The organism is Streptomyces sp. NPDC045956, assembly GCF_056430705.1.
On the sequence record NZ_JBWKKZ010000012.1, the window covers coordinates 102,281 to 124,586 of the forward strand.

The window sequence follows — 22,306 nt, forward strand, 5'->3', positions numbered from 1 at the left end:
AGGCTGCCCGGGGGTGCAGGGAGGGAGCGGGAAAGATCCCGCAGGAGAACGAAGGGCACGGGCGGGGCCGCGGGGGGACGCCGGACGGAGGGCCCGGGGTCCGACGGGCGGCACTTCAGGGGACGCGAGGGTGAGGACCGTCCGCCACCAAGGCCCACACGGTCTTCCCCGGGGCGCCCGGCCGCTCGGCCACACCCCACGCCTCAGCCAGCGCCGCTACCAGCGTCAGCCCGCGCCCGTCCTCAGCGAGCCCCCGCCCGCCCTCCGCGAGCGCCGGCCGTCGCTCCCCGCGCACGTCGCTCACCTCCACCAGGAGACGGCCCGCAGCGTCATGGGCCAGCCGCAGTTCGGCGTCCCGCCCCGGCACCCGCCCGTGGGTGACGGCGTTGGCCGCCAGCTCTGCCACGACCAGTCCCACGGCGTCGTGCACCGGTGTGCGGTACGGCCACCCCCAGCGGTCGAGCTGGTGCGAGGCCAGCCGCCGGGCCAGGCGGGCGCCGCGTGGTGTGGCGCTGAAACGGAAGGTGAAGCAGGCGACGGCCGTGAAGGAGGTGACGCCGGTGGAAGCGGTGGTCATGCCTGCCGAAGATTCCGCCTCACCCGCCTCCCTGACCAGGTGGTTCGACCCTACGGCCGTCATCTGTAGCGGTCGGACCACCGTCTGTCGGGGTGGTCGCTCACACCAGCCCACTCAGCGGCAGCACCCGCTCGGCGAGCCGCCCCCGCAACCTGCCCCCGGCGGTGTCGGCCTCGGTGAGCCAGCCCGCGGCGACCAGCAGCTCGGCGTGCTCGGCGATGTCCTCGGGCCGCAGGCCACAGAACGAGGCGACCGCGTCCAGGCCGACACCGTCGCCCTCGGCGCCATCCACCCGCTCACCGAGACGCCCGTCGGGACGGCTGTGGGCGGCGGTGTACACGGCGAGGAGCCGGGTGGCGGCGCCCGCCTTCTTCTTCCGGAGCTTCCGGTCGCCCACCACCTTCTGCGCCCACCCCGACAACCGCGCCCGGGTGACCTTGCCGAAGGGCAGCGGGTGCGTCTCGACGGGCAGCAGCGAGGGGACGGTGACCTGGGTGGGCTCCTCGGGCCGGGAGTCCAGCGCGTCGGCGACGTCGACCTCCTCCGGCAGACGCAGCCAGCCGACGTCGACGAGTTCCTGGAGCACCCGCTCGGCGTCGCCCTGCAACCAGCCGGCGAGATCCTGCCCGGTGACGTTCCCGGTGCCGGCGCGCGCCGCCCGCAGGCAGAGCATGAGCACCGCGAGCCTCACCTCGGCACCGGGGAGCGGTGCGTGGACCCGGACGTGCTCCAGCACGCCGCGCGCGTGGGCGCCCTGACCCCGGGTCAGCAACCGCTCGACGACCGGCCCGCCGCCGTCCACCTCGATGCCCAGGCGGTTCGCGTTCATCTCCCGGGTGGTCCGCGCCGCGGCCTCCGCCCGTACGGCCTCCTCCCGCAGGGACGCGTCGTCGGTGACGTCGGCCCACGACGCGAACGCGCGGGCCTTGCGGTCGTGGAGTTCGGCGAGGACGGCGAGGTCCGGTTCGGGGCGCCGCTGGTACGCGCGGAACGCGTCCCCGAGGGCGGTCAGCTCCAGGCGCAGCGCCTCGGGCTGGAGGTCGTCCGGCACGATCCGCTGCGCGATCTTCCCGCCCCGCCCCGCACCCAGGTGCCCGGCAGGGACCCCACCGGGCCGGGGACGCGGGGTGGACCGGGCGCGCGGCACGGACGCATCCCCGGCCCCGCCCGTACCGGCGCGCTCCGCGGCAGAATCCGCCGACGGCGACCCACCGGCGCCGGGAGCGTCGGAGAACATCACCGTCCCCCCGCCGGCCACCCACCCCCGGCCCGCCCTGCCCCTGCCCTCACGCCCGCTGTCGGCGCCGTCGACGAACAGTCCGCCCCGGTCACCCGTGCCCGCGCTCACCCGATGCCCCTTTCCTGTACATGCCTGCCCCGCCCGCTGCGTGGGCGCAGCCATCCGACGCTACGTTTCCCGCAGCCTCGACCGCGCCGGGACCGGAATGGACCACACGTTCGGGTGACGCTCCCGTGCGTGCACCGGAGCTGGGCCATCCGAGTGACAGAGCCCTAAGATCCCTGCCGTGCAGGTGAATTCAGAACAGCACCACTTCGCCCACGCGGCCACGCGCCACTACAAGGACGCCGTCTTCCTGATGGACGCGGCACGGCTGCCGAACGCCGACCACCACTTCGGCGTGGCGGTGGAATGCGCCCTCAAAAGCCTGTTGCTCCGCTTCACGGCGGTCACCATGGACCCCGTGAAGCCCGGCGGTGACCGGTCGAAGATGCCCTATCTCAGGGACCCGAAGACCGGCAAGCCCGCGCACAAGTACGGCCATCTGCCCTGGGTCGCCACTGACGTAGCCCTCCTGACGCACGGCAGAACGGCGTCCCCTCTGACCACGGCGCTCGGCGGCCTGTCCGCCTTCGCCGCCTGGTCGGTCGAACACCGCTACCTCGACGGCAGCGAGGTCGTCGCGGCCGACGTGGGGCGACGGCGTACCGTGGCCGAGAAACTCATCGCCCTGCACGAACAGGCCCTGATCACCGGAAGGCTGCCGTGACTGACGCCCCCGAACCGGCCGGCGGACCCGTCCGCTTCGCCGAGGCGCGCCCGCGCGCTCTCGCCCTCGCCCACGAGCTGGCGTCCGGCGGGACCGACGTGCTGGCCGTACGGGACGTGCTGGGCCGGTTCACGCTCCTCGTCGACGACCGTACGCAGCCGCTCCCACCGCCCTTGGAGAACCTGGAGGCCGACTACGAGCCCCGGCTCGCCCGCGACCTCGGCCCCTACGCCTCCGACCGCCCGCTCCTGCGGGCCTCCGGCCTCTTCTCGGCCGACACCCTGCTGGACTCGGAGCGGGCCGTACCCGACCCGCAGCAGCCCTCCGGCCGGGTCCGCATCCTCGACAACACCGTGGTGGGCGAGGACTGGGCGCAGGTGTCCACGCCCGCACCCGAAGCGGACGGTTCCCGCACCCACCGCACCGCGCTCTACGGCTTCAAGGGCGGCGTGGGCCGCAGCACGGCGACCGCCGTCCTGGCCCGCCACCTGGCCGACCAGGGGCACGTGGTCCTCGTCGTCGACCTGGACCTGGAGTCCCCGGGCGTCGGCACCCTGGTCGCCGCCGGGGCGGACCTGCCTCCGCACGGCGTGATCGACCACCTCGTCGAGTCCGCCGTGGGCAACGCCGACGGCCTGGACCACGTGATCCGCTCCGGCTACACACCGCGAGGCGGCCGGGGCGAGCTGTGGGTGGCACCGGCCCGCGGCCGTGGCACGCCCGGCGTCCCCTACGCCTACGTCGACAAGCTCAACCGCACCTACGCCGACGTCCCCGGCGCCGACTTCGCCGACCGGCTGGAACAGGCCGTCCGCGCCTGTGAGGACGCGGTCGCCCGGGACGGGGACAGCGGACGCCGCCCCGACATCGTGCTGCTGGACAGCCGCGCGGGCATCCACGACATCGCGGCGGTCGCCATCTCCCGCCTGTGCGACCTGGCCCTGCTCTTCGGCACGGACAACGCACAGACCTGGGAGGGCTACGGCGACCTCTTCGAGGCCTGGCTCTCCTCCGGGCAGGCACCGGCCATCCGCGAGAAGCTCCGCATGGTCGCCTCGATGGTCCCCGACTCGCCCGAGGGCGCCTACCTCCAGTCCTTCCGCGAGCACGCCTGGGAGTGCTTCGCCCAGCTCTACGACGACGTCCCCGCCGGGTCCGACGAGTACGACGCCGACGCCTTCTCCCCGTCCCTGGAGGACGAGGCGGCACCGCACCACCCCGTCCCGATCCTCTTCGAACCGGGCCTGGTCGGCCTGGACCTGGTCACCGCCCCCGGATGGCAGGACCGGGCCTTCGTGCAGGCGGCGTACCGGGACTTCCTGCCCACCGCTACGCTCCTGATCACCGCCGACCCGCAGACCAGCGAAGGACCGCGATGACCACCCCCCTGAGCGTCGAGGAGTACCGCGAGCTGCTGGCGGGTGCCCTCCCGGAGGCGTCGGACGCCGACACGGTGGAGCCGAGGGTCGAGAGCCTGTTCACGCCGGACACCCACCGCGCGGCCCTGTACGTCGACAGCACGGTGGTCCGCGGCGGCCGGGGCGTCGGCAAGACCTTCTGGTACCGCTCGCTGCTCAACGAGTCGCTGCGCGAGGTCGCCGCCCAGGAGTACGGCATCGAGCGGCTGCGCCGGGTGACCGTGTCGCAGGGTTTCGGCGCCGCACTTCAGCACGACCTCTACCCCGGCCCGGGCACCCTCCGTCAATTGGTCGAGGAGAGCATCCGCCCGTACGACCTCTGGTACGCGGTTCTGCTGACCGCCTTCGGCCAGCCGGAGCTGCGCGAGCTGCCCGAGTGGCGGGACAAGGCCCGGTGGGTGCGCGCCAACCCCGGTGCGGCGGAGCGCACGGTGCAGAAGGTGGACGAGGAGGCACGGCAGCAGGGCGTCACCCACCTCATCCTCTTCGACGCCCTGGAGCACCTGCACCGGGTCCGTGCCCAGGCCGACCGGTTGGTGGGCGGCATCTTGGAGCTGGCGCTCGCCATGCGCCTCGGGACCCGCAGCATCCGCTTCAAGGTGTTCATCCGCCCCGACATGTACGACGGCGCACTGCTCCACTTCCCGGACGCCTCCAAGCTGACCTCGAACGCGGCGGCCCTGACGTGGTCCCGCGCCAACCTCTACGGCCTGCTCTTCCACACCCTGGGCAATCACGACAGTGAGCTGGCGTCCCGTTTCCGGCAGCTCACGGGCGGCTGGCAGAGCGAGGCGGACGGCCGTCGCCATGTCCCCCCCGCGCTGCTCAGTGGAGACGAGCAGTTCCAGTCGGAGCATTTCACGCAGATCGCCGGACCGTACATGGGCTCGAACTTCCGCAAGGGCCACACCTTCACCTGGCTGCCCAACCACCTGATGGACGGCGTGGAGCAGGTCAGCCCGCGCAGCTTCCTCAGCGCCTTGCAGAAGGCTTTGTTGGAGACCCGTGGCCAGTACGCCGGTCACGAGCACGCACTGCACCACGAGGGCATCCGGCGCGGGGTGCAGAAGGCGTCGGAGACCCGGGTGACGGAGGTCAGCGAGGACATGCCGTGGGTGGTGTCGGCCATCAGGCCGCTGGCCGGACACCAGGTACCCATCGAGCAGGCGAAGGTCGAGACGCTCTGGCAGGAGTCCCACCTGGCGGACGAGCTGCGCAAGCTGGCCGAGCGCTATGAGCCGCAGGGCGACGACGACGAGATCAAGGTGCGGACCGGCCCTCGCTACCCCGAGGACCCGAAACAGCTGATCGAGGAACTGATCGGCCTGGGCGTGATGCGCCGCCGCCGCGACGGCCGCATCGACCTGCCGGACGTCTACCGCATCGCCTTCGGCGTGGGCCGCAAGGGCGGCGTGCCCCGGGTCGCCGGCTGATCCCTGCCCGCCGTCAGCGGCAAGGCGGGGGCTCTCGCGTTGCCCCGTCTCCGCGGTGCTCTACTGCCGCGAGAGGCCAGCCGGATCGATGGCGATCGGGAACGGCGCATCCAGATGGGTGGTCGTACCCGCGAGTGCCGTGGTTCGCTCCGCGTAGTGGCCCTCTTGCAGTCCGTAGACGACGAGCATGGGGGCGGGGTCGAACTCCAGACGCCAGAAGTGCGGGATCGCGGCCTCGGCGTACAGCATGGGCTTGACCTTGCGGTCCATGGTGCTGTTGCCGGGGGAGACGAGTTCGACGACGAGCCGGACCGCGTCCATGTCGACGGAAACGGGGTCGTCGGCGGTCGATCCGGCGTCGGCCACAACCAGATCGGGCACGACCAGTCCGGACGGCAGGACGACGTTGACGCCTTCCAGGATCTCCACCGGCGCGCCGACGGCGCGGGCGGCCGCGTCCAGGGCGACGTGGAGGCGGAACGAGGCCCGCTGGTGGCGGACGCCGGGGGCGGGGGACATCACGAGGGATTCCCCCAGGAGCTCGTAGCGGGTGGTGCGGTCCTCGCGCAGGGCCAGGACGTCGGCGACGGTCCACGGTCCGGTGTGGTCGATGGCAACGCTCATTCCCTTCACCTCCTCATCCGACCCGTAGTCTCGGCGTGACCTCGGCAAGCGATACACCGCCAGCATACGGGCGCTCGCACCGGCTGACACGAGGTCCAGCCGCCGCTGGGAGCGACACCTCGAACCGACGGGGTGCGGTTCACGGTCTCCGCAGGAGGCCCTTGCGGTCAGTGGCAACGCGGGCAGTGGGTCTCGTCCGCCACGGGCCTGAAGAGCAGTGGTTGAACGTGGTCACCCGCGCACTCGCGGGTGCCTGCGAGGCGTCGGGAGAGGCGAGGGCCCGGGGGGTGTTGCCGGGCGGGGCGGTCGCCGGGGTGCGGGGACGCAGCCGTGGGCTGAGGCGGTGGCGGCGGCACGTCGCGGAGCAGGTGGCGCAGGAGGCCGCCGGGGCGGTGGACGGGGGTCCCGTCGTCGGGCAGGCCGCGCAGGATGTGCGTGCGGACGGCGGTGGGCGGGTGCCCGGCGGCCAGCCAGCGGGCGGTGAGGCGCGTCAGCTCGGGGCGCATGGCGCGGGGGATGTGACGCAGGTCGGGGGAGAGGGCGGGGAAGGCGTCGACGAGGGTGCGGGCTGCGGTGAGGTGGGGCTCGGGGAGTGCGTTGTCGTCCCGCTGCGGCTCACGTGCTTCGGGTTCGGGCTCTGCGGGGGGCCTGGGGGGTTGGTTGGGAGTGTTTCCCTCAGGGTCTTGCGGTGGATAACCGTCGGTGGGCGGGGTGGTCGGCTGACCGACGGCCGGTGAACGACGACCCGGTGCGAGCTGCGGCGATACGCGCTCGGTGGTGGTCGTCCCGGCCGGGCCGACGGGCATCTGAGCGAGCAGCTTGACGGCTTCGCCTTCGCTCAAGGGCACGCTGGAGACGAGCTGTTGGGTGACCCAGAGCCCGCCAGGCCCTTGCAACCGCCGCTCGTGCACGAAGCCCTCGTCCTTGAGCTGGCGCTTGGCCCGGGTGAAGGCGCATCCGCCGATATGGGCGCGTTCAGCCGTACGGGAGAGAGATTCGCGGGTGCCTGACGGGAGGGAGAGCTGCCAGGTCAGGAGCCGAACGGCGTCGGACGACAGCCGGGGATGCCGGATGAGGTCGTGCGAGAACTGGGTGAAGGCGCGCGGGGGCGCGATAAAGTGCCGGTAGATCACGGTGGAGGCCTACTTCCACTGATGGTTCAGGCCCTTGCCGACGGGTCCGAAGCCGTCGGCGGGGGCTGTTTTGTGTGGTGACGCTGGGATGGACGGTAGCTCACGGAGTGTGCCCGCGTCGAAGCGTTGAGTGAAGAAAGCTTTCGCTGGACAGCGTTCACTCACACGAGCCAACTTGCCCGCTCATGGCCCCTGTTGCCGCACGCGCGTCCTAGCCTCCGGCTACGGAGAGTGGCTGGACGATGCTGAGGGAGCGAGGCAGGCATGGACGCGGGAGCGGATGCGGGCGGGGCGGAACCGGACTCCAGCGGGCAGTTCCTGCGCTGCTTCGGTCGTCAGATGAAGTTGCTGCGCGAGGTCGCGGGCCTGACGCAGGCGCAGTTGGGGGAGCGGGTCGGGTACGGGGAGGCGCAGATCGCGGCGGTGGAGCAGGGGCGGCGCATCCCGAAGCCGGAACTCGTCGACGCGGTGGACCGTGCGGTGGGCGCGCGCGGGGTGCTGGTGGCGATGAAGGAGGAGGTGGCGAAGGCTCGGTATCCGTCGTTCTTCCGGCGGTACGTGCAGTGTGAGTCCGAGGCAGTTGAGTTGCACGCCTATGTGAGCCACGTGATCAAAGGGATCTTGCAGACGGAGGACTGCGCGCGGGCGGTCTTCCAGATGTGGCGCCCATTGCTGGACGAGGAAGCCATCGAGCAGGGTGTATCCGCACGCATGGAGCGACAGCAGCTCTTCGCGCGTCGCCCGGCGCCACTGCTGAGCTTCGTCTTCGACGAGCACGTTCTTCGCAGGCCCCTGGGCGGACGGGACGTATGGCGTGGTCAGTTGGAGCAACTTCTGATCTACGGCCACCAGCGCAACGTCCGAATGCAGGTCATGCCGACGGACCGGGAAGAGCACGCGGGGTTGGCCGGTCCCTTCACGTTGATCCACTCAAAGGATCAGCGCAGGATGGCTTACATGGAGGTGCAGGACGTGAGCGCCCTGTACTCGGAACCGAAGAAGGTCAGCCCGTTCGAAGCGACGTACGGCGTGCTGCGAGCCGAGGCACTGACGCCCCGGGAGTCGTTGGCCTTCATCGAGAAACTGTTGGGAGAGCTATGAAGACAGGCAGCCCCGCGCCTGCCGCAGGCGAACCGCGCTGGTTCAAGAGCAGCTACAGCGCGGGAAATGGAGGCGATTGCGTGGAGGTCGCAGACACAGGTACGGCGATGCTGGTCCGCGACTCGAAGCAGCCGGAGACGGCGCTCCTCGCCGTTCCTACCGCTCAGTGGACGGCGTTCGTACGGATGGCCGCGCGCGGCTGAAACGACGACGAGGGGTGGCCGGCGCGCACCGGCCACCCCTCGCCCGTGTCACGCGCTCTTCTTGCTTCCCCGCGTCTTCTTCTCGGGACGCCAGTTGGTCAGGTCGGACTCGGACAGGCCCCGTTCCGTGCGGCCGTTGTCCAGGGCGGCCTGGAACTCCTCGGCGGGGTTGCCGTCCCACTCCTCGTCGTGGCCGCCGTACCACTGGTGCACCCAGGGCATTGCTTCCCGCAGCCCGGCGAGCAGCGGCACGAACCGCGGGTCTTCCTTCTCCCAGCCACCGCTCTCGACGCGGCTACGGATGAGCCCGACGAGGGCGTCGGCCTGGTCGCGGTGGTTCCAGCCGGCCCAGCCGAGCAGGAGGGAGGTATCGGAGTCGGTGGAGGCGCCGGGATAGGAGATGAACCGCTCCTTCGGCACGTCGAGCTTGCCGCGGTTCGACCAGTAGGAGTTCTTGAGGAAGTCCGCGCTGGTGTACTTCGGCGGCACCTTGATATCGAGCCGCTGGCCGGTCCGGTCCTCTTCCCGCTGCTGCTCCCAGACCTGCTCCCACTGAGCCCGCTTGCGCAGCCCGCTGTCTTTGTAGCGAAGGGCGGCGACATACGGCACGTGCTCGGCCTCGATGACGGCGGCGAGCACGGTGGCGAGGGAGGCATCACGCTTACCGAGGTGATCGGCGGCGTAAAGGGCGGCGACGGCCTGCACGTCCTCGTCGTGACGGAGGGCATCAGCGAGCTGGTTCACGGTGAGCGGACGCGGCACGGTGTACCCGTCCTGCTCCTCGAACCACAGTTCCTCCCGCTCGGCAGCATCGAGCAACCAACTCCGCAGAGCAGCGGCCTCGCGCTTCTCCCACGGCTCGATCGACCAACGACGCTTGTACTCGGGTCGCTCGATGAGCCGGATGTCCTTGTTGGCCTCGATGAGATCAATCCGAGCTTGGACGACCTTCCGGTACTCCTCGGGCCAGTGCGCGGGAATCTCCGTGACAGGGGTCGACCCATGCCGCTTGAACCAGGCGGTCTTTGCCCCGCTGGCGGCGAGCACCAACTCGAAGGCCCGTTGCCCGGGGACCACGTCGGGCGGATCGCTGGCGGTTGTGCGTGCTACCTCGTCGAGTGTCAGTACTCCGTACGCTCCGTAGACGGTCCAGTCCAGTTCCTCTTGCAGAGTGACCATTCGGGTACGGATGCCCTTCTGCGCCTGGCGGGCTTTGTTGAGAACTTCGCGGGCGGGAACGGCGATGCGGGCAAGAGTTGCCGGTTCGTGCTTGCCCAACTCTTGGGCGAGGGCGTCGAGCTCTCGCCCAAGGCGCAAGGGAAGTTGGGCCGGAGTGGGGAAATCGCGGAGTCTCGTCCCGTTGAAGGCGTATCGGTTCTCCCAAGCTTCATCCTGGACCCCGCGCCCAATCCCACTCCCTCCCTTCACGTGGCTTACCTGCTTCATCCAGAAGCAAGCAGTTGAAGAGTTCAACAGTCCCAGTAGTTCTAGATGTCGATCCTCAGTGGCCTTGTCGAGCAAATTGATCACAGGGGCCGTCTGTTTGAAGACCTTGCCGCCGCGATCTAGTGCGAAGTGGTTGTGTGTGGCCACTTCGCCGTAGGCAATGGACATTGGCGAACGATACCGTTTGGGGAAGAACATGCTGTGGTCGAACCACCGCAGTCCACGTTCCTCGGGTGTCTGCGCGAAGTCCAGTCGCTCGCGGAGGGATGTCCGATTGGGCCACAAGAAGACCTCTTCGCTGGGAAGCAACTCCCTGACGCTGCCGCGTTCAGTGGCTGGTGTGGTCGTATAAGGAAAAAAGGTGGCCGTAGCCGGGTTGATTTGGTACTCACGCACCTCTTCACCCAACACGACGGGGACGGTGCTACGGGACATGCGGCGAGTATTTGCGGAGGCAGGGGACATATAGTACGCCTCGTCGAGCCCGGTGTGAGTGGTTCGCCCTACTCCGTCGATAAAGTCGCTCAGTCGCTTAGGAGCGCCTTCCAGCTTGGCCGTCACAGCTGGTGCTCCACCGCCGGACAGCGACCACGGAAATTCTGCAAAACTTGTGCGCTTCGCATCCTCGGCAGACATCCATTCCGACTCGCTCCCGGGAGCACCAACCTGCGATACGAGCGCCCGCCAGACGAATCCGTTCGCAGGCTCATCCGGCTGACTAGGCTCCCCCCGAACCCCCAACACGGCCCGCACGCTCTCACCCTGCCGAGCCACCTGATTCCGGCCCGCCAGAATAACAGTAGGTGTCCCATGCCCAGGGATATAAGCCCCAGACGTATCAATCACATGCGTAAGCTGAACCCTGGGAAAGAACTCCTCAATCAGCTTCTTCCCGAACTCCCGCTTCATAAATGAATTAGCAGTGATCTGCCCGGTGAACCCACCGTCCCGATGGTCACCCCCCGCCCGAACCGCCAACTCGAAGATCCGCTGAGCGAACGGCACCGACAGCGCATACTGCCGATAACACGCGTCGTACGCGGCCTTGTAGTTCTTGTTCTCGTTGGCGTCCTTGACGGTGATGTACGGCGGATTCCCCACCACCACGTGATACGACCCCCGCCCGAGAAGATCCACCCCCCGCGCGTACTCCTCCACATCCTCCGTCCGGTAATAGAACGGCTCGTTCTCCGCGAACAGCGTGTCCAGCGACTCCGTCACCGTCTCCGCGCCGCGCCCGTGCAGCAACGAGTCCGCCACCGCAACCCGAATCGGCACCCCAGGAGCCGCCCCCAACTCCCGCACGCCCCCCGCCTTCAACGCGGCCACCAACAACCGGAACCGCGCGATAGCCACGGCGAACGGGTTCTTGTCGGACCCGTGCACGGACTCCAGCGCCCGCCGCACCAGCACCCACGGCTCAGTCCCGGGCTCTGCCTCCCGCCACTTCCCCAGCAGCCGCTCGAAGAGCCCCAGCAGGAAGTGCCCGGACCCGCACGCCGGGTCGATGCACCGCAGCCCCCGTACGACCTTCTCGCCACCGGGGCCGTCGTCCCACAACTCCCCGTCCCACGCCACCGGCCGGTGCTTCCACGCCGGCGTGAGCCCGAACTCCTCCACCGCCGGTTCCAGCGTCAGGTCGAGGATGAACTCCTCCACGAACACCGGCGTCTGGAGCAGCGCGTACGTCTTCCGGGCGTGCTCGGAGAGGTCCTGGTACAGGTCACCCAGGAACCGCGTGTTCAGCTCGAGGTCGGTGAAGTCGTGGACGATCTCGCCGTCGGCGCCCCGCTCCCGCCAGAACGCGAGCAGCGCGGACGCGGCCTCGTAGGACGGCGTCACCTCGTACAGCGGATTGTGCCCACGGTCGAAGAGCCCGGCCGCCGTCGGATGCGAGGAGCCCAGCGCGTCGAAGGCGTCGAGGAGCCAGTCGCGGTCGTTCTTCTCCGGGTGCGCCCGGAAGTACGCGTCGTGCCGGTCCACGGCCTCCGCCAGCCGCTCACCGGGGCCGGAGAGCCAGGCGTCCGGGATCAGCCCGTTGTCCTCGCTGAAGCGGACGAAGACACACGCCAGTACCCACGCGGCGGCGATCTGGACGACCCGGTCGTCCCGCCAGGTCTCGTACATGGCCGCCGTACGCTCCGCGAGGACCGCCCGGTCGTACTCGGCGCGCAGCGCGGTACGGAACTCCGGCTCGTCGTCGGTCCGCGCCCGCAGGTCGTCCTCCAGCAGGCGGGCCCGCACCTGGAGATCCTTCAGCAGCCGTACGCGGTCCAGCGAGGCCCCCGACCTCACCCCCGGCGTCCCCTCAGCAGTCACTCCCGGCTCACTCCTTCACCACTTGCGCACCGGGCCCCACGGCCCGCGTCCCATCCTGCCAGCCGGTCCCGGTGACTCTCGGAGAGATCAGCGCATCGGCGGCCTGTTGCTCCCAAGGTCGAGTGGGACGCAATGTGTACCAAGTCGCTTGCTGTGGCGGTAGTTGAGTCCATAGCATCATGTTCACATTCGCGAATCAATGGTTGTTCGGGCGGGGGGCCTGGTGTGACGTTGATGATGGCGCTGGCGGCTGTATGGGGCGCGTTACAGCTGTACGCCGTATCGTGGCCGACCCGGTCGGTGCGGCTGTCGACCGTGCTGCTCGCCCTCGCGGTGGGGGCGTACGCGTGCGGAGTGACCACAGCAGTGGTGCAGCTTGCCTACACCCGTCTCTACGCGGACCAGTCGGGGCAGTCGCTGATCACGGTGGTGAACACCACCAGCTACACGGTGGCGCCGTGGGTGGAGGAACTGATCAAGGTGGCTCCGCTGCTGCTGGCGGGGTGCAGCCTTCGGATTCGCCGTCAGTGGGGGTTGACCGACTTCACGGTTCTGGGTGGGGCGCTGGGGGCCGGATTCGGGCTGCTGGAGGCGGTCCTCCGGTTCGGCCTGGACGCGGACCGGGCGATGGCGCGCGGCGAGGGCTGGATCATCCCCGACAGCCTGTCGCCACCCTACGTTCCGGGCCTCGGTCAGGTGCTCACGTCCTGGCTGCCCGCACCGTTCAGCCAACTGGCCACGGCCGGTCCTCCGGTCACGGAGACCTTCCAGCACCTGGTGATGTCGACCCTGGCCGGGTTCGGGGTCGGACTGCTCTGGCGTGCACGCCGGTGGGCACGCCTGCTGTCGGTGGTCCCCGTCGCCGCGGCCGCCTTCCACCACACGGTGAACAATTACGCCGCGCGGGAACCGGGCAGCCAGGCCAAGCAGTGGCTCGACGACCTGGACGCGAAGGCGTGGGCGGCGCTCCTGGTGTGCCTGGCCATCGCCCTGGTCGTCGACCTGAGCCGGCTCTACCGGGGCAAGACGGCGGTGCCCGGCGTACTGCTCGCCTCCGAACGGGCCGATGGAGACAGCGTCGGGGCCTTGCTGCGCTACATGTCCTGGCGTCCGCCATGGAGCCTGCTGGTCGGGCTGCGCTACGTCAGGCTCCGGCGTTCCCTGCTGTACGCCGCGATCTCGGCACCCGCCGACGACACCGAAGAACTCCGACGTGTGGTCGCCGGGATCACCGCTCGGATGGACGCGTCCGACAACCAGCGAGCCTGGCGAGAGGTCAACCTCCGGACGTGGTGGGAGGCGGCCCGAAGAGCCCGTCGTCCCCGGGACCGGTGGCTCCTGCTGATCCCGTGCGTACTCGTGGTGCCGTCACTGCTGTACCTGGGCGTCGGCACGTTCAAGGCCACCACCGGTCTCCAGGAGTTCTTCACCACCGGCTCGGGACCGAAGATCCTGATGGGCTTCGGCATCGCCGCCCTCGCCTGGATCGCCTACCAGCTCACCGTCCTGCTCCGCACCTGGCGAGCCGTGACGGCACAACCCGTGGCGGAACTGCTGGCCGCGCACCGCTTCCGCCTCGGAACCGCACTAGGAGCGGCGGTCCTGGGAACCTTCCTGCTGTGGCACGGGCTCGGCGAGGCGGGCCCCGAAGGCAGGTCGATCCGGACGCTGCACCTGCTCGACGCGCTGGACACCTTCCTGGTCCATCTCGGCTTCGCGCTCCTCCTGCTCTCCTTGCTGGCGCTGTTTCCGCCCGGCGGGCTCGCGCTCGCAGGAGGCGGAGTGGCCGGCGCCCTGACCACCGAGGCAGCCCTCACCGCCGGGGTCCTGGGCTCGTCCGGGCTCCTCCTCATGGGGCTGGGCGCCACGAACGGCTCCGGCGGTGACTACAACGCGTGGCCCCGGAGTAAGAGGAAGGGGCGCACGAAGCCCGAGCACCGTGCGGATGTCCCCGGTGACGAGGGCAAGAGCCTCGGCGGCAGGAGCAGAGCCCACACCATCGACAAGCACGTCGACAAGACCATCGCCGGTATGCGCAAGCGCCTGCGGGAAGACGCCGGCCTGACCGCTGACTCACGCTATGTCGACGTCAAAGCGGCACAACATTTCACTGACAAGACCCTCACCACGGCAGAAAATCAGCGGAAGATATCGGCCTGGCTGGGCAAGGGCGCCAAAGGGCCACTACGGCTGGAAGGGAAGTTCAACGAGAACACGGGGCTGCATCTCACCCGCTACGACTTCACTCACGGGCAGCCCACACAATGGGTGAAGGGGGTCCGGGTGATCCTCAAGGCCGACCCGTCGGCCCCGTCCGGCTACCGCGTCCTCACCTCGTTCCCCCAGCCGTAACACGCATCCTTGGAGCAGTTGATGAGTCAGGCACTTCCGCCAGGGCAACGATTCTTCGAACTCAGCGACCTGCTGGCGGCGTACGCCCACGTGGATTTCACGTTCTCCGACACCGCAGAAGCTCCGGGACCCGCCCTGTCCGCCTACCTCAGGATGGCCGCACGTGACCCCGGGCGCGCCGCGACGGCGGTTCAGCAGATCGACGACCTGCTCTCCGTCGGTCTGTTCTCCGAGGAGATCGCGGACGAGGTGGAACACCTCCCGCACATCCGTCCGCCGATGGGTACGAGCGTCGAGGGCTGTCTTCGCGTGGTGAAGGACCATCTTCACCGCTTCCTGCTCGACCCCTCACGCACCCCGCAGGCGAACCCGCAGAGCTCCTGGGAATGGAACGAGCGCTTCCCGTCCTTGGGCCAGCTGCTCGGCGCCTATTTCCACCGGGACTTCTCCTACATCTACGAGTCCCGCGAAGAGGCCCTCGACGAGTACGTCGCCGAAGCCGACCCGCAGGACCGCGAACAGGCGGCCCAGGAGATCGGTGAGCTTCTGGAAATGGTGTCGTCGGAGCAGGAACTCCGCACCGCTACCACGGCATTGGGACTCGACCTCCTGCCGCCGCAAGGGATGTCCCTGCAAGAATGGCTCGAGTCGATTCGTCGCAGGATCGCCGCAGTGCAGTGATTCTCGTTGCCCAGCCGCCGGTAGCTGAGCCTGCCTAGAGCCCCCGCTCGTGTTCACGCACGTAGGTGAAACCGCGGGGCAGCTCGTGAGGACCGGCCAGGCCGGCTCGCTTGTGGTCCTCACGGTAGGCGGCTTTCGCCTCCGCGCTCGCCTCCTTGCCCAGGTGGCCGATGCGCATCAAATGGCCCGCCACGCGATGTACGCCCGCGTCGTAAGCGGACTCCGCCTCGGTGTTGCGCAGGTCCTCGCGGTCCGCCTCCCGAAGTACCGGGGTGTAGCAGAGCAGGACGACCGGCGTCTCACCGCGCCTGGCCGGATAATGCAGCATGCCGGCCCGGTTCACGCTGCCCTGCTCCCAGGTCAGAACGGAGCGGGACAGTAGCCGCTCGATCGCCCCGTGGAGCTTCTTCATGGCCGGTCGCTCCGACTGCGCACGCTCGACGGTGTTGCGGATCAACGCCTCCCTGGGGAGCAGCGCTCGCCCCTTCTCGTCCAGGTAGCCGAGCTCGCGCAACGCGACCAGCACCAGCTCCTCCACCCGGTCCACCCGGGCGTCGAACGCTGCCAGCTCACGGGTCATGATCCGGGGGTCGTAGGCGTAGCGGACCACGGTGCCGCCGAAGACGACGGGCCTGTCCAGCGGCGTGTACGCCAGACGCAGTTTCCGCCAGGTGTCCCACCGCACCGACACCCGCGTTCCGGGAAGAACGAAGGGCTGCCAGGTCAGTCCCGTGAGGAAGGTTTCCCCACCGGACACCAGGAGCCTGGTCCCCTTTTGCTCGTCGAGGACTCCGATACGGCGGCGCCCGCGCAGAAAGGTGAAGTCCAGCGGTTCGTGAGGGGCGGCCCGATCAGCCATCTCGGACGGCACGGGGCACGTGCCGTGCAGAAGGTGCTCGGCACGGACGTGGAACTTCCACTCCACGGTGAGGCCGGTGTTCACCACCGAGTAGGGCAGACCGCTGTCGAACTCCTCCATGACGACCGGCGCGGGATCTTCCGCGCGCAGGTCGGGGGCCTGCGTCCCCACGGCCGTCGATGCGGAGTCGGCGGACGTCGGCGGCCGGTCAGTGGTCCGCCGCGCGCGGTCGACGGGCTGCGACGCTCCCATCCGCCCGTGACGGCCGTTGCAGAACAGGGCATCACCACGTATGGCGACGACACGGGCCTTCTTCGTCCGGGCACACCCCGCACAAGGGAAGGAGGTGACCGATTCCAACCGGACGAGCTGCCTGCCCGCACGGGCCTCGTAGGTCTTCACGACCTTCCTGCCGCGGAGCCTTTCACCGACGTTCACCGCGAGTCAGCCGTTCCACGACGCGGGAGGCGGGCCGAACGCACGCCGACTGGCTCTCACCGCAAAGGTGGCGAGGGTGGCGTTGGCGCCACCACCGATCACAGCGCCGATACCGAACGGCGCCACTCGACCGAGGACGATGATCCCCTGCTTGGTCCCGTACTTCGTGATGAAGTGCGGGCCCAGAACCCTGTTGATCTGTCGCAGCGTCTCGACAGGCACTTTGGCGACGATCTGGCGTCCCCAGTGCTTGCCCGTGGTCCCGGCGACCTTGGTGATGGTGGAGTTCCCGCTCCCACCGAGCATGATCCCCATCACGATCGTCCGGCGGCGTTCGGCCTCGGCGAGGGGGACTCCGTGGACCTCGGCGACGGAGAGCGCGAAGAGGACGCTCAGTTCGAGAGAGGAGAGAGTCTCGCCCGCGGACAGTGCCAGGGCGACTCCCGTGCCGACGCCCGGCGCGGCCGCAGCCCCTCCGACTGCCGCCCCCGACCCGGTCAGGGCGCTGACATACATCCGCTCCAGGTTGCGGATCACCTCTGAAGGCGTCGCCTCCGGGTTCCGCTGCCGGGCGCGGGTGATATTCCTGCGTACCAGCGGACTCTGGAGGTCGATCGCCTTGTCCAGGAGATCAAGGACTCGCTGCCCACGTGGGGTTTCGTCTGGAACCTGCCCATCGAGGGCATCTGCTGCCATGTCCGATCTCCTTAAGATCTTCACATCGCAACTGAGTCTAGTCAGACGGACGTTGACCAGGCGGGCTCTTCCGAAGTTGGGGCCGGGCGCTGTCCGCGGACGACAGCTCAGTTCTGTAGATGCGTCGGGACTACCTGGCGGACCGGTCGCCACATGCCACTCGACGGGTTGCTCTTGGCTTCCTCGCCCGGACGCGCAAGATTCCGCGCTCGCTCCACGGCGTCCCGCCACCCGTCGCGGTAGCGGTCGAACCCGAACTCACAGGTCGCTTTGCTGTAACCCGGATAGGTAGGGAACGAGGTGCTGCTTGGCCTGCCGGTAACCGGTGACGGCGGCTTGATGGTCATGGAGGTGGAGGAGAAGCCACAGTTCGAAGCACCGGTTGGAGAGTGCGATCTCGACGCGCTCCTCCACGGCCAGTCGAAGGGCTGCAAAAGCCGTTCCCCAGGCAAGTCTCACCCGATTCCGTGCAAGTGAATCGTCGGTACCCGCGCCTGGCAAGCTGAGGCGCGAATCAGGAGGGTGAACCGGCCCCTCGCAGGCTCTTCAGGAACAACCCGTCCAACACCTCCCACTCCGTCACCCGGTCCACCACCTCCACGGTCCGCCCGTCCAGTGTCGGCGTGGCCCGCGGGTCCTCCGTCGGCACCAGCAGCCACAGCCCGTGCGGCGTGTCGGCGGGGCGGCGCGCCGCCTGCTGGAGGGCGGCCATCGTCTCTCTGCCGCCTGCCTCCCAGTAACGGGCGATCAGTCCCGCGTCATGGGCGAGCAGGACCGTCCGCGGCCCGGCGTTCTCCGCCATCTCGAGCAGCCGCCCGCGCAGCCGCTCCGACGCCAACCGGGTGTACGAGGAGAGCGCAGCGCCCAGTGTGCCGGTGGCCGTGTACTTGGCGTCCGCCTTCAGTAGGGCCTGCCAGCGCACCGCCTGCTCCTCGGCCAGCTCCTTGAGCGCGCTCAGGAACAGGCCGTTCAACGACACCGCGGTCGCCTCGTACCGCTCCGCCAGGAGCGCGGCGATGCCCGGCAGCTCCGCGCCCTTCAGCGTCATGGCGAGGAACCCTCCTCGACGGCGGGCCTCGGTGAGGCGTGCCGCCAGCACCTCACGCGGGTCCCGGCCCTCGGCGATGCTGCCCTGAGCGGCTGCGTACAGGGAACTGGTGCTCGTCAGAACCGACGAGGACAGCACCGGCCGACTGCCCGCGCCGTCCCGCGGCTGCGGTACGAACCGTCGCTGGTCCTGGTGGTAGAAGAGCGGGAACCCCGCCTCGGTCAGGGCCTCGCCCAGTTCCACGTACGTCGTCTCGGAGAGCACAGCCAGACCGGGGAACCGGGCCCGTACACGGGACAGAAGGTCTCCGGTGGCGATCCCGGTCTCGGGACGCACACCCGCCGGAGCCTGTGAGATGCGCAGCGCACGCGCCAGGGTGAGCGAGAGCGGAAACAGCTCCAGCCGCGGAGAGACGGCGACACCGCCTGCCATCGACGCGGCCAGCTCCACCAGCCGTGTGTCGGCCAGCGGGGACATCCCCTCCGGGGCGGGTACGACCCGCAGCTCACGCAGCACGGTGGTACGTCCGGGCAGTGGGTCACGGCCGGCGAGGTCGGCGGCGCACTCGCCCAGGGCCGCGGCGTAGTCGGCGAGTTCTGCCGGGGTCGGGTCGTCGGCACCCGGCTGGTCCTCCAACGCGACCACCACACGGCCGGCCCGACGCTGGACGGCCAGGCGGGCGGGCGCCTCCCCGTAGGTCCCTGCCTGCTCCTCGTCACGTCTGCGGATCTCCGTCTCGACCGCGGCCCGCACCACGGCCAGAGCCCGTGCCTGGGTCGCGTCCGCGTCACCGGCGCCCGCGCCGTGCCGGGCACGCAGCTCGGACGCCAGCTCCTCAGCCGTCGACACGCGGTCCCGGTCGGCCAGGACCGCGACGAGTTCGTCGCGGACCCTTCCGAGCCAGGGCAGCTCCGCCCACTGCTCGACCGCCACCTGGAAGTTCTGCGAGACGGTCGGCTGGCTGATGCCCAGTGACTGGGCGATTGAACTCTGTGCGGGCCACGGCTCCAGCGACTCACCGTCCTCCAGCACCGCCGGAAGCTGCAAGGCCGCCCGGACGACGTCGGGACGGGGCCGGGTGCGGCGCTTCCCCGGAGGCGGGGTCAGCCGGGCAGCCAGTGTGTCGACGGACTCCAGCACCTCTTCCGGAGCGTCCGCCGCAACGGCCGACGGCTTGGCGGCCGACGCACGCCGGCGGTGGGCCTGCGTCCACTGCCGATGCCGGCGGTTCAGCTCCTTGCGGATCGCGTTGCCCGCGCCGCGCGCCCGCGAGATGTGATGCGGCGGAATGTTCAGCAACTGCTCCACCGTGTGCGCCTTCAGGCTCTCGGCGACCGATACGGCACGGGGAGACAGTCCGGCGGCTGCGAGCGGGGTGTCGAGGGAAGCCGCTTCGGCCGCCTGCTCACGAGCGTCCTCCAGGTCGTCCGCGCTCATCCCGACCGTCGCCGGAGTGGTGGCCGGGCGAGCCGCGTCCGCTGTCCGGAAGACCTGCCGCCACGCCTCCTGCAACTGCCGCAGGCTGTCGTAGCGCTGCTCGGCGTCACGGTGCAGCGCGCGCTCGAAGAACCGCTTCAGGCCCTCACTGAGCGCGGCGGGGAACAACTCCGCGGACACGTGCAGCACCGCGTCCGGAGCCATGCGCGGGTCCCCCTGGCCGTCTCCCCAGACCGGCCTCTCTCCTGCGGCCATCTCGTGGAGCGTGACGGCGGCGGCATACCACTCGGCGTGGTCGTCGTAGCGTGAACGGCCGGCACTGCCGAGGAAGGGGTCCAGGTAGCCGCGCGTCCCCGCGTGCAGGTCCTGGTCGGGGGCGTCGGCCAGCGAGAAATCGAACAGCATCAGCTGCCAGGAACCGTCGCTGCGCTTGAACAGGCCGAGGTTGTCGGGCTTGATGTCCCGGTGCCGCACCCCGCGGGCGGCGAGCGCATCCAAGGCGTCGAACAGGTCGTTGCCGAACCGTTCCAACTGGTCATATCCCAGCGGGCCTTGGTCACGCAATCGTGACCCCAGGCTCACCGGTTCACGGTCGTCCACCCCCCGGTACCCGCCCGCGTACTCCAGCTCCAGGACCGTGTGGCCCGCGAGATCCTGCGGTTCGGCGAGCAGCTTCACGATGCGCCCGCCACCCACCTCCTTCAGAGCCTTGGCCTCCGCGAGCAGCCGAACGTCCTTCTCCTGGTCCAGAGCGACCTTGAAGACCCGAAGGGAGCTCTCCGCCGGGGAGCCCTCAGCTCCCTCATCAGCCGTACCGCACACCAGCAGGGCGCGGGCCGTCGCACCCGTACCGAGGACGCGCACCACCGACCAGGCACCGTTCAGGCGCTGTCCGGGCTGGACCGTGAGGGGATCCGCCTCCGGCCCACCGGACACCTGCGGAGCCGCCGCGTCCACCTCGGCGGCGGCAAGGAGTTCGAGGAACTCGTCGACGGAGGCCAGACGGTCCTGCACATCCGCCGCGGTGGCCCGGAACACGAGCGTGTCCAGGGCGGCGGAGACGGAGTCGGACACGGCGTAGGGACGCAATCCCTTGTCACTCTGCAGCCGTTCCAGCAACGCGCTGCGGCGATCGGCGGGCGGACGCCCCGTGAGCAGGAGATACGTGAGAGCGCCGAGACCGAAGACATCGAGGTCCACGGGGTCGGCGAACTCCTGCTCCGTCTCCGGCGCCAGATACATCTGCGCCGTGTCCGCGATCAGACCGCCGTCCAGAGGCGTGTCACCCAGCGAGCGGTGCAGGGTGGTCTCGAAGTCGCGGGCCGCGGTCTGCCAGTCGGCGATGCGCAGAAGGGGAACGGTGCCGTCCTCGCGCGCCGATACGTACACCGATCGCGCCGACAGCGCCCGGTGGTACAGGGACCGGTGGTGGGCATAGCGCACTGCCTCGGCGAGCTGCCGCACCAAATCGAGACGGACCACGGGGGAGAGGAGGCCGCCGTACGCGTCGAGGTAGGCGTCGAGCCGCAGATCCGACTCCCGGTGCCGGAAGAGGATCGCCGGCCCGCCCTGGTGCTCGCGGATCTGCACCGCCTGCACGATGCCGCGGTGGTTGATGCCCTGGAGCACCTGGTACTCGCGACGGGCGGCGCGGTCCACCTTCGCCCGCTGCTCCTCCGACGCCGCGGCGCCGGCCAGGTATATACGGACACGGCCGCTCTCCTGGACGAGCCCGTCGTCCCGTACCGCCAGCCGGTCTTCCCAGTCGGGGCCCGCGTCGAGGGAACGGGGAGCGAGTTTCCAGTCGTCGCCGAAGCGCAGGTGCGCCGTGGAGTGGCTGATGCCGATCCGCTGCATCAGCTGTTCCAACCGCTGGCTGACCAGCGGGGTGACACGCCAGTTCTCCCGCTCCGGAGGGCGGCTCAGCAGATCGTCCCAGATCCTCGGCAGGCCGCTCGCCCCGTCGTTGCGGCCGTAGACGGAACTGCGCTGGAACTCGTCCAGCTCGCTCGCGAGCCCCGGGTCGTGGAGGAAGACGGCAGGCTTGACGAACGGCACCTGTCGCGGATCCATACCGAGCGCCCGCGCCGCCCGTTCGAGCTGACTCTTGAGCTCCTTGGCCTTGAGGTCGGTCAGATGGAGCGGATTGCGGATGGTGCGTACCCGGTCGCCGTGGAACTGCCAGGTGTCACCGTGGTTCACCACGCGGCCGGGATGCCCCTTCAGCTCCAGCAGGTACAGGCCGCCCGGTACGGCGATCAACACATCGCACTCGTTGATACGGCCGGACGGGCCCGTGAACTGGAACGTGGCCCAGGCCCGGAAGGGCTCGGTCCTCGGCATCAGCGCCCGAAGATGATCGAGCCCCTCCTGCTCCCAGCGGAAACCGGATGTGCGCGGCTGGAACCAGCGTTCCCGGGTGACGGGAGCTGTTGGCTTGGGAGCGGCTGGCACCAAGCACCTCCGGGACGGCTGCGGTGAACAAGGGAAGCTCCGCGACATCCTGCCTGAGCACCCTCCATGACAGGAGAA

At 69.6% G+C, this 22,306-nt stretch carries 16 protein-coding genes; 7 read left to right on the top strand and 9 right to left on the bottom strand.

Translation table 11 applies throughout. The features are described 5' to 3' along the window. Positions 1-115: 115 nt before the first annotated feature. Positions 116-577 (bottom strand): ATP-binding protein, encoded by a 462-nt coding sequence (locus AC07FV_RS28275; RefSeq protein WP_479090156.1) that lies wholly within the window; start codon positions 575-577, stop codon positions 116-118. A 100-nt stretch (positions 578-677) separates the two neighbouring features. Continuing rightward, positions 678-1,925, bottom strand: coding sequence for a hypothetical protein (locus AC07FV_RS28280; RefSeq protein WP_479090158.1), 1,248 nt, complete (start codon positions 1,923-1,925; stop codon positions 678-680). 178 nt (positions 1,926-2,103) lie between these two features. Here AC07FV_RS28280 and AC07FV_RS28285 point away from each other — a divergent pair, with 178 nt between their 5' ends. Genes AC07FV_RS28285 through AC07FV_RS28295 form a run of 3 tightly spaced genes read left to right on the top strand, consistent with a single transcriptional unit; the run spans position 2,104 to position 5,437 of the window. Beyond that, positions 2,104-2,586, top strand: coding sequence for a hypothetical protein (locus AC07FV_RS28285; protein ID WP_479090159.1), 483 nt, complete (start codon positions 2,104-2,106; stop codon positions 2,584-2,586). Further along, a complete protein-coding gene (locus AC07FV_RS28290) occupies positions 2,583-3,965 on the top strand; it encodes a KGGVGR-motif variant AAA ATPase (protein ID WP_479090160.1) in 1,383 nt (460 codons plus the stop codon). The genes AC07FV_RS28285 and AC07FV_RS28290 overlap by 4 nt, the downstream gene beginning before the upstream one ends. Further along, on the top strand, positions 3,962-5,437 hold the full coding sequence (locus AC07FV_RS28295) for a hypothetical protein (RefSeq protein WP_479090161.1): 1,476 nt from the start codon (positions 3,962-3,964) through the stop codon (positions 5,435-5,437). The genes AC07FV_RS28290 and AC07FV_RS28295 overlap by 4 nt, the downstream gene beginning before the upstream one ends. Positions 5,438-5,497: 60 nt before the next feature. Here the strand turns inward: AC07FV_RS28295 and AC07FV_RS28300 are convergent, their stop codons facing one another. Continuing rightward, positions 5,498-6,061, bottom strand: a complete 564-nt coding sequence (locus AC07FV_RS28300) for a Uma2 family endonuclease (protein WP_479090162.1) — start codon at positions 6,059-6,061, stop codon at positions 5,498-5,500. Between the two features lie 167 nt (positions 6,062-6,228). Continuing rightward, positions 6,229-7,194, bottom strand: coding sequence for a hypothetical protein (locus AC07FV_RS28305; protein WP_479090163.1), 966 nt, complete (start codon positions 7,192-7,194; stop codon positions 6,229-6,231). A gap of 264 nt (positions 7,195-7,458) precedes the next feature. On the opposite strand from AC07FV_RS28305, the gene AC07FV_RS28310 reads away from it, so the two are divergent. Beyond that, entirely contained in the window at positions 7,459-8,295 is an 837-nt protein-coding gene (locus AC07FV_RS28310) for a helix-turn-helix domain-containing protein (RefSeq protein WP_479090165.1), read from the top strand. Continuing rightward, on the top strand, positions 8,292-8,498 hold the full coding sequence (locus AC07FV_RS28315; RefSeq protein WP_479090166.1) for a DUF397 domain-containing protein: 207 nt from the start codon (positions 8,292-8,294) through the stop codon (positions 8,496-8,498). The genes AC07FV_RS28310 and AC07FV_RS28315 overlap by 4 nt, the downstream gene beginning before the upstream one ends. Positions 8,499-8,546: 48 nt before the next feature. Here the strand turns inward: AC07FV_RS28315 and pglX are convergent, their stop codons facing one another. Beyond that, positions 8,547-12,263, bottom strand: a complete 3,717-nt coding sequence (pglX, locus tag AC07FV_RS28320; protein ID WP_479090168.1) for a BREX-2 system adenine-specific DNA-methyltransferase PglX — start codon at positions 12,261-12,263, stop codon at positions 8,547-8,549. A 234-nt stretch (positions 12,264-12,497) separates the two neighbouring features. Between pglX and AC07FV_RS28325 the strand changes: the two genes are divergently transcribed. Continuing rightward, complete coding sequence (locus AC07FV_RS28325) at positions 12,498-14,615, top strand: RNase A-like domain-containing protein (RefSeq protein WP_479090363.1); 2,118 nt, start codon at positions 12,498-12,500, stop codon at positions 14,613-14,615. A gap of 9 nt (positions 14,616-14,624) precedes the next feature. Next, positions 14,625-15,296: a contact-dependent growth inhibition system immunity protein gene (locus AC07FV_RS28330; protein WP_479090169.1), complete on the top strand. Its 672-nt coding sequence runs from the start codon at positions 14,625-14,627 to the stop codon at positions 15,294-15,296. Positions 15,297-15,330: 34 nt separating this feature from the next. On the opposite strand, the gene AC07FV_RS28335 is transcribed toward AC07FV_RS28330, so the two are convergent. The 4 genes from AC07FV_RS28335 to pglW all read right to left on the bottom strand — a co-directional run bounded on the left by AC07FV_RS28335 (position 15,331) and on the right by pglW (position 22,228). After that, complete coding sequence (locus AC07FV_RS28335; RefSeq protein ID WP_479090170.1) at positions 15,331-16,326, bottom strand: hypothetical protein; 996 nt, start codon at positions 16,324-16,326, stop codon at positions 15,331-15,333. Between the two features lie 273 nt (positions 16,327-16,599). Beyond that, on the bottom strand, positions 16,600-17,289 hold the full coding sequence (locus tag AC07FV_RS28340; RefSeq protein ID WP_479090171.1) for a hypothetical protein: 690 nt from the start codon (positions 17,287-17,289) through the stop codon (positions 16,600-16,602). 258 nt (positions 17,290-17,547) lie between these two features. Beyond that, positions 17,548-17,748, bottom strand: coding sequence for an RloB domain-containing protein (locus AC07FV_RS28345; RefSeq protein WP_479090173.1), 201 nt, complete (start codon positions 17,746-17,748; stop codon positions 17,548-17,550). A 55-nt stretch (positions 17,749-17,803) separates the two neighbouring features. Continuing rightward, positions 17,804-22,228: a BREX system serine/threonine kinase PglW gene (pglW, locus tag AC07FV_RS28350; protein WP_479090174.1), complete on the bottom strand. Its 4,425-nt coding sequence runs from the start codon at positions 22,226-22,228 to the stop codon at positions 17,804-17,806. Positions 22,229-22,306 lie beyond the last annotated feature (78 nt).